This window comes from Acidobacteriaceae bacterium (genome assembly GCA_028283655.1).
GTDB lineage: Bacteria > Acidobacteriota > Terriglobia > Terriglobales > Acidobacteriaceae > Granulicella.
In genome coordinates, this window is sequence record JAPWKE010000003.1 from 391418 (window position 1) to 403430 (window position 12013).

At 53.8% G+C, this 12013-nt stretch carries 9 protein-coding genes and 1 pseudogene; 6 read left to right on the forward strand and 4 right to left on the reverse strand.

Features of this window, described 5'->3' with window-relative positions:
• Positions 1-102 precede the first annotated feature (102 nt).
• The 6 genes and pseudogenes from PW792_04430 to PW792_04455 all read left to right on the forward strand — a co-directional run bounded on the left by PW792_04430 (position 103) and on the right by PW792_04455 (position 5845).
• Complete coding sequence (locus PW792_04430) at positions 103-867, forward strand: site-specific integrase (GenBank protein MDE1161178.1); 765 nt, start codon at positions 103-105, stop codon at positions 865-867.
• Between the two features lie 735 nt (positions 868-1602).
• Positions 1603-2601 (forward strand): LysR family transcriptional regulator, encoded by a 999-nt coding sequence (locus tag PW792_04435; GenBank protein ID MDE1161179.1) that lies wholly within the window; start codon positions 1603-1605, stop codon positions 2599-2601.
• Positions 2602-2774: 173 nt separating this feature from the next.
• Positions 2775-3131: pseudogene (locus PW792_04440) on the forward strand (hypothetical protein).
• A complete protein-coding gene (locus tag PW792_04445) occupies positions 3126-3377 on the forward strand; it encodes a helicase C-terminal domain-containing protein (protein MDE1161180.1) in 252 nt (83 codons plus the stop codon). The pseudogene PW792_04440 and the gene PW792_04445 overlap by 6 nt, the downstream one beginning before the upstream one ends.
• A gap of 76 nt (positions 3378-3453) precedes the next feature.
• The gene (locus PW792_04450; protein MDE1161181.1) at positions 3454-5013 is read left to right on the forward strand and encodes an AAA family ATPase; all 1560 of its coding nucleotides are present in this window, start codon (positions 3454-3456) and stop codon (positions 5011-5013) included.
• On the forward strand, positions 5000-5845 hold the full coding sequence (locus tag PW792_04455; GenBank protein ID MDE1161182.1) for an HNH endonuclease: 846 nt from the start codon (positions 5000-5002) through the stop codon (positions 5843-5845). The genes PW792_04450 and PW792_04455 overlap by 14 nt, the downstream gene beginning before the upstream one ends.
• Here PW792_04455 and PW792_04460 read toward each other — a convergent pair.
• From PW792_04460 to PW792_04475, 4 genes are read right to left on the reverse strand one after another with little or no spacing between them, the layout of a single operon-like run.
• Positions 5842-6135 (reverse strand): hypothetical protein, encoded by a 294-nt coding sequence (locus PW792_04460; GenBank protein ID MDE1161183.1) that lies wholly within the window; start codon positions 6133-6135, stop codon positions 5842-5844. The two genes, PW792_04455 and PW792_04460, sit on opposite strands and share 4 nt — an antisense overlap.
• Positions 6122-9346 (reverse strand): error-prone DNA polymerase, encoded by a 3225-nt coding sequence (locus tag PW792_04465; protein ID MDE1161184.1) that lies wholly within the window; start codon positions 9344-9346, stop codon positions 6122-6124. The genes PW792_04460 and PW792_04465 overlap by 14 nt, the downstream gene beginning before the upstream one ends.
• A complete protein-coding gene (locus PW792_04470) occupies positions 9339-10850 on the reverse strand; it encodes a DNA polymerase Y family protein (GenBank protein MDE1161185.1) in 1512 nt (503 codons plus the stop codon). The genes PW792_04465 and PW792_04470 overlap by 8 nt, the downstream gene beginning before the upstream one ends.
• Positions 10847-11878, reverse strand: a complete 1032-nt coding sequence (locus PW792_04475; GenBank protein ID MDE1161186.1) for a recombinase RecA — start codon at positions 11876-11878, stop codon at positions 10847-10849. Before PW792_04475 ends, PW792_04470 begins: the two co-directional genes overlap by 4 nt.
• Positions 11879-12013 lie beyond the last annotated feature (135 nt).

The following is a 12013-nucleotide window of genomic DNA, read 5'->3' on the forward strand; positions in this document are numbered from 1 at the left end:
CAAGTGAACCCTCCTAGGCGTCTCAACCGCATCAAGGCTGAGATCGGCGACAGGCCAGCGGCGCGTATGCGGCCTAAGCACGTCGAGGACTGGCTAGACAGCATGGTGAACCTCCATGTTCAGAGGGGCAAAGGGAAACCTCTCGCAGACGCTTCGATCAACCGCTATCGCGTCACGCTTAGTGCAGTCTTCCAGCGTGCGATCAAAAACGAAAAGCTCTCCGACAACCCTGTTAGAGGTACATCTCAAAGGAAGGTTCGCAACAGCGTGATTCGCTGGTTGCGTGCAGAGGAAGAGCAAGCAATCCGCTCCGCAATCCAAAATCGCATCGATCAGTTCACTGAACAAGGGATGCTGCTAACGGCGAATCACTGGCGTCATCATCTTTGCGAGTTCATCATCTCTCTCAAAACAGGAATGCGAAAGGGTGAGCAATACGGCTTGACCTGGCCGGATGTTGACTTTCGACTGAAGCAGATCCACGTTCGTGAATCGAAGAATGGAATGGAAAGATACATACCCATGCTCGATGAAGTTGTATGGGCGTTCAAGACCATCAAGGCATTGCAGATGACACGCAAGGATAGAGCGGTGGATAAGCCGAACGAAGCTCCTGACGACTCGTGCTTCGCTCTAGGGGATCCGAAGAAGTGGTGGGCGGCCACTCTCAAGGAAGCTAAGGTAAAGAAGTATCGGTGGCACGACAATAGGCACTCATTCTGCTCACGGCTGGTCCAAGCAGGGAAGAGCCTTAAGGTGGTGCAAGAGTTAGCTGGCCATCGCGATATCAAGATGACCGCGCGATACGCGCACCTCGATCACCAATCGAAACGTCACGCTCTCGAGGACGCCTTCAAGGCCGCATAGACCTTATGAAGCTAAATAGGTCTGGCGAGCGGGATGTCTTTCGCTCGGAGTGAGGTTCATCAGCTTCAGCAACCCATGGGCGGACCTTGTAAGAGCGAATCAGAACTATTGACCGAACAAGGTCACTCATCATTGAGGCAAGGGGAGAACTCGCGATCAACTTGCTAGAGGCTTAGGATGATCTTCGGCGCTGAACTCCCGCAACGACGACACTAATACGAGCACTCGTGCCCCGATTCGACGGGATACAAGTTGCTTGCTCGCGATCAGATAGTCAATCGCACGAGGGCTGATCGACAACAGGCTGGCTGCCTCATCCCTGCTAACTAGGATTCGGTTCTCCGGTGCAGCCACAGCTTTGGCGGGTGGCTTTCGGGGCATTTGCCGCATCTCGCTCATGATTCCTCCGGGCAGGTGATTTGCTACGCCATCAGCGCATGTAATCGCATCCGATGTTGTAAGCCTGCCCAAGCTTGCACTCGGCGTCCAATATCTTCCAGATATCACCCGATAAATCGCACCTATCACCCCTCTAGGGACTACGAATCAGGTGAGCCACTTCCGCGAACAAGGTTGGCACATTGTCACGATCTTGACTCTTTTGTTTTCGGAAGCGGAGTAAATTTGGCCACTGCACAACTCGTGGTGCGATTGCTGATTCCTAAAGCCAAACGATTCATATGAAGCCGCAAATTACTCGCGAGCTTCGCCTATCGCGATTGGGTGAGCTGAGCTATGTACGATTGGGCTGAGTTTCGTCACTTCTTGTACTTGCTGAGGATTCTTGAGCGAGGCGGATTTCGCTCGGCTGCTGAGCTACTGCATACTTCGCAGCCGAACCTCACTGTGCAGGCCAGACAATTTCAGGAAAACGCCTCCGTCACGCTTTACCGAAAAGCCAAGGACGGGAGGATTCAACCCACTGAGACAGGGCTTGCCTTCATCGCGCTTGCAAAGCACGTCTTGGAGACGAGAGATGAGGCGATTGAGGCACTGATTGCTATCGATCGAGGCGAGCTCGAAAGCATCCGCTTTGGAGGCAGTCCCTTGGTCGATCCAGAGCTCCTGCGAACTCTATGCTCGCTTCACAAGGAACTGCTCCCAAATTGCGCGATCCGCTCGTCGCATGGAGATACCGTCCATCTTGCTTCAGAAGTTCTGGAAGGCAGATTGGACGCAGCGATCATCTCTCTTCCTTTCGAACATCCAGAACTTCGATTGGAGCGACTGCGCAAGGACAGGCTTGTTGTCTGCATGAGAAAGGACAACGTTTTGGCCGAACGTGCTGCGCTTCACGTGAGAGACCTTCAAGGAAGACTGAGTGTTCTCTACCATCCTGATCGTCATCCCCAGGCCCATGCGCGTTTGCTGGAGCTCCTAGCCCAAGCGGGAGTGGGAATCGAGGATTATTCCAGTGCTTCCCATCCCGTCGAGATGCAGATGCTTGTTCGCGAGGGATACGGCCTTGCGCTTGTCCGCGAGGGAACTGTCCTTGATTCCGATCTGACTACTAGACGTTTATTGGAGGTGGAATGGACGGTCGATAGCGCGGTGATCTGCCGACGTGAGAACTATCCCAAAACACTTCCCGTTGTGATCCGAAGACTCCAGAAGATGATCATCCGTAGTGCAACGCCCGCTGAGCAGAAACGTCTGGCCAGTTATTTGCAGGTTCGAGAAGAAGCTGAACAACCCAAGAATATGGCTCCCATTCAGCTTCGATTGATCCGCTAGTAGGCGCCACGAAGCCCCTGCTAGAGGTGTCAATTACGGTCGCTTATCGCGGCCTGATATTTCGTAGCTATCGCATGCTGGTCACCCGATAAATAAGAAGTATTAGACGCAGCTTCGGCAATTCCCAATGATGACGACATACGACGACTAGTTGCAGTCGCCAGGAGGTGCCGATGTGGTCAAGCCGTAACTCCGCAATTGCCGAAACGATCTCTCGCAAGAGAGGTCATCGCATTCAGCGATTCAGCGAAGTGATTCAGCGTTCACTCCGCAAGCTGATTCCCGTTCTTCTTCCACTCAGTTTTGCTGCCGTTGCACATGCACAAGGAACGATGGATTTCTCTGGGGCGCAGACCCTCATGGGAACCTTCAAGACTTTTGCCATGTACGCGGGTGCAGTGATCTGTCTTGGCGGCCTGATCTTCGCCGGCATCCGCATGATGTCGGGGCGATTTCAGGACGCGATTCCCGGACTCTTCGGTGCGCTGTTTGGTGCCGGAGTTCTCGGTTGGGGGGCTGGTTGGATCGGCGTCGATCATGGGTATGCCGTCACGTCACACAGCTCCCAAGGACTCACTGCGAATCGGGTATTGGTGAACGTTGACACCACATCGCATCCTGATTTGTTGAACTCACGATTCGCATACGTTTCGGTCTCTCGTGCTGCGCAAGACGCACAAATATTCACGAATGATGCTGCCTCGCTCAGTTCGAAACTAACGTTAGACGTGAGCAAAACATCAGCGCTTGATCGTGAAATCAGTCAATCGGTCTAGCGTTCTGGCACATCTGCGGCAGACCCGAGTATCGGGAGCTGAAGGTAACTGGCGATTCTGAAGATAATATCTTGTCATGCGATTTCAGGTGCTTGATCGAACTTCAGACGCGCAGCTCAACAAACTGCCTACCGCCGTCCTAGTTACGGATAGCTGGGACGATTGGTTCCGATATAGCACAATGTACACGCTCTTTGTCTTTGATGAGAAGGCAGTCCGACACCGTATCGGAAGCGTCAAAATTGGTCAGTTCGACATGAAACTGGATCAGCGACGCCCCGCCGTCCCCGCCGAATTTGAAAACCTTGGGGATCGATTCTTTTCTCTAGGACAGGACGACACGTATTACGAATCTCTTAATCAGCTTGGAGCAGAAATTCGCGATCAGGTGTTGACCGCCCTCGTCGATTTAGCCCTCGCCGATCCTGAACTCCTTCGTCGTGCTCGGAAAGAAAGTGTCACCAATGGGTCTCTCTTCCGATCAGTGTCAGAGGGGACGCTTGATGAGCAATTTCGCCGCATTGCTCGTGGTGGCGCACGACTCACCAAATACAGTTTTGTCTACGATGCGCCACCTTTAGGTCGAGGTCGGAGACCAGCTGTTAGTTTCTCATTCGAAGTGGAGCCTGAATCTCAGCCTCCAACGAATGTGCATGTGATCATCGGACGAAATGGCGTAGGCAAGACACACCTCCTAAACGGAATGGCGCGTGCTCTTGTTACTCCACACGAAGACGCCGCCGGAACATTTCGAGATCTAGCGAGTTCTGATCCCAACACATCCTTTGCAAATTTAGTATCTGTGACATTTAGCGCGTTTGATCCATTTGAGCCGCTCACCAGCGACCAGAACAGAAAGAGTCCAGTGAGGTTCGCTTACATCGGGTTGAAACGCGCTCCTGGCGGCGATGAGGACAAGGTCTCGCTGCCCAAAACGCCGCAGATGCTTGGCGCGGAATTCAGCAGAAGTGCCAAGCTATGTCGAAAGGGCGAACGTGCTGTACGTTGGGCTCGCGCACTGCGGATGCTGGAGTCGGATCCTATCTTCAAAGATGCTCGGGTAGCGACCATGGCGCCGCTGAACGACGAGGATGACTCGACGGATAGCAATCCTGTCGCAGGAGTGTTCTCTCGTTTAAGTTCTGGACACAAAATTGTTCTACTCACGATCACACGCCTCGTCGAGACAGTTGCGGAGCGCACACTCGTGTTGCTCGATGAGCCAGAAGCTCACCTACATCCTCCTCTATTATCGGCCTTCGTCCGCGCCCTTTCGGAGCTTCTGGTTGATCGCAATGGCGTGGCTATCATCGCAACGCATTCGCCCGTCGTAGTGCAGGAAGTTCCCAAACGCTGCGTTTGGAAGGTTCGTAGAAGTGGCATCGTTTCGATCGCGGAACGCCCGGAGATTGAAACATTCGGCGAGAGCGTCGGGATCCTAACACGTGAGATTTTCGGCCTGGAGGTAGCCGAGTCTGGATTTCACAGGCTACTCACAGAAAGTGTCGAAAGCGGTCGATCCTATGAACAGATCGTCTCGGGATTCGGTGGAGAACTCGGCGGAGAAGCGAAAGGAATTATCCGCGGTCTCATCGCTGATCGTGATCAGGAGGACGACTTAGATGTGGAGAATTAGCGCGCCCGTAATCCCGGTTCAATCTGTTCTTGATGCTTGTGTGGTGAATGTAGCGGATGCCGGCAGGAAAGCCGCGTTTGAAGCATTGGGAACTCCTCTATCCGATGCTGCCGAAGCATTCTGGACGGCACTCCAGTCGACGACTCTACATGAGCTACCAGAGGTTGACACGGTTGGGGGCATGACGACTGCCGACATGATATGGCTCTATGAGCAGAAGCTGGTTCCAGCTAAGGCGCCGGGAAGAGCTATATACGACACGCTGAAGATGGCGGCGCCTAATGGGAAGTGCCCGCTGTGTGGTCGGGGGACTGTGTACTCGCTTGATCACCATCTCCCGAAGACGCGATATGCGGATCTCACCATAACGCCGACGAATCTCATCCCTTCCTGTCAGGACTGCAATAAGACAAAGACGCAATCCATCCCGTTGCTGGCGGCTGAGGAAACTATTCATCCTTATATTGATGACATTGATGTCGACATCTGGCTGCGTGCCCGTGTTGTTGAGGTTACCCCAGCTGCGCTTTTCTTTTATGCGGATCCACCACCTTCGTGGCCTCTCACACTTCAACGACGAGTAAAACATCACTTCCGCGTTTTCAAGTTACGCAAGGCCTATGCCTCAGAAGCAGGGTATCTAATTGGCAATATTAGAGGGCACTTGATCCGTAATGTCTCTAAGCAGGGTGCTACAGGCATTCGTGCTTACTTAGCGGATCAAGCCGAGAGTTGCCGGGATGTTCGGCGTAATTCTTGGGAGGCAGCAGCCTACTCCGCACTGTCTGAAAGCGACTGGTTTTGTAACGGTGGATACTCATTGCTTGGTTAACGTGGGCAGTCTTCATCTGTTGCCACGTACCAGGGAACTTGTTTGGATGTGAATAGGTCTGGATAGCGTGTCGTCAAAAAAGTGAGAACGCGCCTCGCGACTCGCACGCTGTGTTCGACTTCTTTTTCCCACTCCTCACTCGCGAGACCATCACTATGGGTTGCATCCCAGCGATTCGTCCTCATCCCGAGGATCACGCCAGCGGTAATGAGCAGCGCGGGCCCGAGCTTCTGCTGATCGACTTCGGCGCGATAGCCGCCAATGCGTGTCCCAGCCTTAGTGGAAGTCATGAGATGTCACCTTCAAAGGTCCGGCGCTGCTTTCTGTTGAGAGTTCCTCCAACGACTTCGCCATCACATGGATGATTGGCCCTTCTTTCTGTAGTGGGCCTTCCACTGCTATGAATCGAGCTCGCGTGATGGTGCGCCGATGTTGCTCGAAAAACTCAGGGGCAATGAATACGTTGAAAGTTCCGGTCTCGTCGGAAACAGTAAGAAAGACAACGCCTGACGCGGTTCCCGGGCGTTGTTTGACGATCGCAAGTCCTGCCGTCTTGACGTAGGCTCCATGAGGATGTGCTGCGAGGTCAGATGCTCGGAGGTAGCCTTTGCGCTTTAGGCCGCTTCTCCGGAAAGACATAGGGTGAGGGCCAGTCGTCACGCTGCTGACCGCGTAATCTGCGACCAAGCGTTCTTCTGCAGTCATCGGGGCTAGGGGTGACACCTCGTTATCACGCAGCCATTGACTCTGCTGCTTCAAGAGCGGACCTTCCGTTTTTCCTGCGCGACTCACTTGCCAGAGAGCATCTCGCCGATGTCTCACCCCATCGAGCGTATTGAGCGCACCTACATTCGCCAAGAGCGCCAGTTCCTTTTGATTGAGCTGCGGGTTGCGCAACACGAGGTCATCTACAGAAGTGAAATCTTGCAGAGTACGCGAAGCCACAATCGCTTCGGCACAAGAACTACGCAGCCCGCGAACATATCCAAGGCCGAGGCGTAGGGACAGTGAACCGTCATCCTCATGCTCGATTTTGCATGGCCAATCTGATACTTGGACGTCAATCGGTTTCACGCGTAGTCCATGACGTCTGGCATCTTCGATAAGAACGGAGGGGCTGTAGAAGCCCATAGGCTGGTTATTGAGAATGGCACAAGTGAACGCGGCTAAGTACTTCACCTTTAGGAAGGCTGATGCGTATGCGATCAGCGCAAAGCTCGCGGCATGGCTTTCGGGGAATCCATACAAGGCAAACGAACTGATGTTCTGAATGATCGTCTCTTGCGTTGCCTCGTCAAGGCCGTTTGCCGTCATACCAGAACGTAGCCTCCCTTCGAGATTCTTCATGCGCTCCCAGGATCGCCGCATCCCAACTGCTCGTCGTAGCTCCTCCGCTTCAGAGCCGGTGAAGCCGGCGACTACCATCGCCATACGTAGTAGTTGTTCCTGAAACAGCGGAACGCCAAGTGTGCGCTTCAAGACTGGTTCAAGCGAAGGGTGCGGATAAGAGACGTCTTCCTGCGCTTGGCGGCGCCTCATATAGGGGTGCATCATTTTTCCAACGATGGGGCCGGGGCGAATGATTGCGACCTGCACAACGAGGTCATAGAACTTCTCAGGTCGATTACGGGGTAAGGATGACATCTGAGCACGGCTCTCGACTTGAAACATGCCGATAGTATCGGCTCGTTGCAGGGTTCGATAGACCTCTTCATCTTCCGGAAGTTGAGCAAGATCGATCGGCTCGCCGTAATGCTGAGGGACGAGCGTAAGACAGTCCTTCAGTACAGCCATCATGCCGAGGCCGAGGAGATCGACTTTGATGATGCCGAGGTCAGCGCAGTCTTCTTTGTCCCACTGGACTACGGTTCGACCTGCCATCGATGCGCGCTCGAGTGGCACCACTCTGTTGAGTTGCCCTTGGCAGATCACCATGCCGCCAGAATGCTGCCCGAGGTGACGTGGCAAATCTTGGATGCGCATACAAAGTTCCAAATACTTGCCGATACGGGGGTGCGCCACGTCGAAGCCTGCACTCTGGAACGAGCGCGCCATCGTATCGTTGGCACCCTTCCATTCGTAATTAGCCACGAGTGAGGAAAGCCGTTGCAGGGAATCAGGATCGAAACCGAGCGCTTTGCCAACTTCGCGAGCTGCCGATTTACCTCGATACGTGATCACGTTCGCTGTCATTGCAGCGCCTAGTTCTCCGTAACGTTGATACACATACTGAATCGCCTGTTCACGTTTGTGTTCGGACGGAAGATCGAGATCAATGTCGGGCCACTCGCCACGGCTCTCTGAAAGAAAGCGTTCAAATAGCAACTCCATTCCCACCGGATCGATGGCTGTGATTTCCAGCGCATAGCAGACTGCGGAGTTGGCCGCACTCCCTCGGCCTTGGATGAGTATGTCGCGTTCCTTACAGAACATTACGATGTCCCAGACGATGAGGAAGTAACCCGCGAAGCCGAGCTTTGCGATGAGGTTCAACTCATGAGCAACTTGCTTTTTTGCTCGTTCCAGCAACCTAGCGTTCCGCTTGGGTCCGTAACGACGTTGGATCCCTTCGGTCACACGCTTCGCTAGGAAGCTGTCCATCGTTTCGTTTTCGGGAACTGGATAGCGTGGAAACTCGTAGCCGAGATCAGAGAGTCGAAATTGAAGTCGGGAAGACAGCTCCAATGTGTTCTCAACGGCGCCGGGAACATCGCGGAAGAGTGATGCCATCGCAGACGCTGATTTCAGATGACGCTGGTTATTGAGGGCCAACAACCTTCCTGCGTGATCGAGCTGCGTATGATTTCGGATAGACGCAAACAGGTCAGCGATTTCGCGGTCATATTTCGTTGCGTAGCGGACACCATTGGTTGCGATAACAGGAAGCCCTAGCGATCGCGCTATGCGAAGCGCAGCTTGATTGCGCCATTCTTCCTCCTGCTCTCGGTGGCGCTGCAATTCGACATATACATTCTGGTGTCCGAAGATTCGCACTAGATGTTCCACGGTTTCTCGGCCGGCTGCTTCCCCGCCACGCATGAGCGCCGCCGCGAGAGGCCCTTCGTCTCCGCCGGTGAGGCAAACAAGCCCCTGTCCAAACTCTTCTATATCAGCTAGGCGAGCGGCGCCTTCTTGCTTCGAGGTCTCCCGCATCTTGTACCGCGTAATCATCTGGCATAGATTTTGATAGCCCGCGCGGGTTTCACACAGCAAGGAGAGACGCGTAGGTTCTACCAGATGTTGGTGAGGCAGCCAGCGGGGCGGTGTGAGACGGCTACCAAGTCCAGTGATGGCAACCTCGGCACCGACATGCGCTACGATCTTGTTTTCGGTCGCAATCTTGTGAAAGCGGGCTGAGCCGTAGAAACCGTTCCTGTCCATCAAAGCAAGCGCTGGCATCTCCAGCGCGAAGGCTCTTTCCGCCAAAGATTCTGGTTGTGATCCTCCTTCGAGGAAAGAGAAAGCACTATTTGCGTGCAACTCAACATACTTGTCAGTCATAAAGACCTGCTATGGACCATTCGTTCTGGATGAAGTCCCGCATGAGGCGACACGCTAGAAAGCTACTATCATTTGCTCGCGCAATCATGTCCCATTGCTCATTGCCCCAAATGCCGTCGTTCCACCACTCACCTCCTTGGAGCCAAGGGCCATATACGCGATCTGCGATGTAGCGTCGTGATCGAAAATGCACTTCTTTAGGCTTTCCATGCAGAACCTCCACGTGGGCTTTTTCTGCGGGGCGGAGAAGACGCAAGTAGAGATATGGCTCTTCACGCTTTTGTGGGGATTCCGAGTGCGTAAGAGAGAAGGTTTCGATGTGAAAGTTGTTAATTCGGTGCGTGTCGTCCAACACCGGTTTACCGACATTACCGTCGCCGACAATCGCCGAGAGACGAGCCAGCGTGATGTCTAATTTCCCCGACTCTGGAAGTTGTGGCGAAAAGAGACCGAGCTGCACTTTGTTCGTCATCCCAGGTATACCGTGAAGCTGTACAGCAACGATGGAATGCCGTGGTGGATGATTCTCGAGATCAAGGTGTAGCAGTTTCAACCATAGGGACTTCTCATTTGTTGCAACTCGCGGGGCCACGATTCGCGAGTGAGAGGTTCCTCCTTCCAACTCCAAGGTGACCGTGATCTTCGCTAATGCGTACATCCGCGATTGAGCTCGCAAGATTAGCTGTTCGAGCATTGGGGACAGGCCGAACAGCAGTGCTTCGAGGTCATCAAGAGGGAAGTCCAGCTCCACCTGCTCCTCAAGGATAAAAGGTAAATCGGCGGGCTCAAGAAGGTGAGGGCGCTTTCCCTGAGCGAGTTGCAGGAGGCGCTTACCATCCTGGCCGAGACGTGAAATCAGAGCGTCCTCAGGTAGAGCTGCTAAAGCGCCAATGCTTCGAATGCCCCAATTTTCAAATGTCTGCGCTTGAGCTTCGGTCATGCCGAGCACGGAGAGCGATAGGGGGGCTAGTGCCTGTGCTTCTTGCCCCCTAGGTATCACTAAAATTGGAACGTTTCCGGTGAGCCCTTTCGCCATGCAGAGGGCTGCTTGGATGTTGGCGCTAATCGTGACGATTCCAGAGATCCCCGCAGAGCGAACGCGCTGCCTTAACTTCCTTGCGAGACTTAGGGGGGAGCCAAACAGGCTCTCTGTGCCAGCAACATCGATCACGCAGATGAAGTGACCGCCCTTGCTTTGGTCTTCAACACGTGGTGAGAAATCTCCTGCACATTCCAGCAGAATCCGTTTTAAGGCTTCCTCGATGCGGAATGAACGGGACAGTGACGTTATGTTTTCGAAAGTGTCGACCTCGATCTTTGTCATACCGTGCCTAAGACCAAGAAGCCTTGCTTTTGTATTTAGGGAGGAGACGAATTGGTTCGGTGCTTCACCTTCAAGCACGATGCAAGCTTTGTCGTGGAGTTCTGGCTTTAGGCGCAATAACGCTTGTGCCGGCAACTCACGCACATAAAGGCAAGCATAGAGTTCCAGTGGTTTGCTCATCGTGGACCTACCCAACTTGTACGCTGGTGCCAGCCGGCAACCTTAGCTCTTTGCGGAGGTTTGCGCATGGGGATGAGGTTGGTGGGCGCCTCGGTGAAGCGTTGACGCACGATCTCTACATGAGCATTCAGGCCTGCAAAGACGGTGCGTTCTTCTTGTGTGTCCTGCATTGGAAGCAGCTTTAGCTGAAGCTCGGAGCTACTCTTCGCGCACGGATATTGGGTGAGCAAGAGTATGCTTGATCGATTCTGTTCTGCCGCGACTCGATAGCGATGCCAGGTCGACAATTCGATTCGAGAAACGAATTCCGGCTTGAAAGCACCAAAATCCAGAATGATCGCTCCGAAACCGCCAGCTTGAATGACAAGGTCGGCACAGCGGAGCGCCTGTTCGATCGACTCAAAGGCGGGAGCTCTGCGCGACTTCTTTACTGTGCTTCTCTCGGAAACTCGTGAAGGCTCGAAATGGACGGGAGTGGGCCGAGGTTTCGATATTTGTTCGGCACAGCGAGGCGCCAAGTATTCCTCATTTAAGAAACGATCTACCGCCGAGGAAAGCCCCCTTGCCTCTGTCCGCGGATGCGTGCCATGGCCGCCTCCGTGGAGTCCTTTTAGGATCGGCCTCGGAGTGAAGCACTCTGTAGGCAAGACGAAACGCGGACTCTCCTGTGTCGCTGGTAGTTCTTGAACACCACAGCGAACCCATAAGACGCGGTTGAGATCGACTCCACTGGATGCTGCTGCGGCTGGATTGAACGTGTTGGATGCATCGATCCACGCGCATACCTTTCCACTGCTTGTGACAGTGGAGAGGAAAGATACAGCGACTGATGTGCGCCCAGAGCACTCGTCTCCCACGAGTTCCGTCATAGCTCCCACAGGGAAGCCTCCAGCTAGAACTTCGTCGAGTACAGAAATTCCACTCGGCACAACCGGACGAATTACACGTGTCGGTGGCGTCAGAGCGGAAGGGAACTTTCGCGCAAGAGCGGCTTCTACTTCAGCTCGTATTTGGGCACTGGCATGCATAAGCAATCTTCGCCTTATATTCGCCCATTGGGTGGGCTGTGCGTCAAGCATTGGTTGCAGCGAGAATTGTGCGATTCAGCGTAACTTGCTGAGGATAAAGAGGTTGGAATTTTGATCGCCTACGCCTTAAATCGC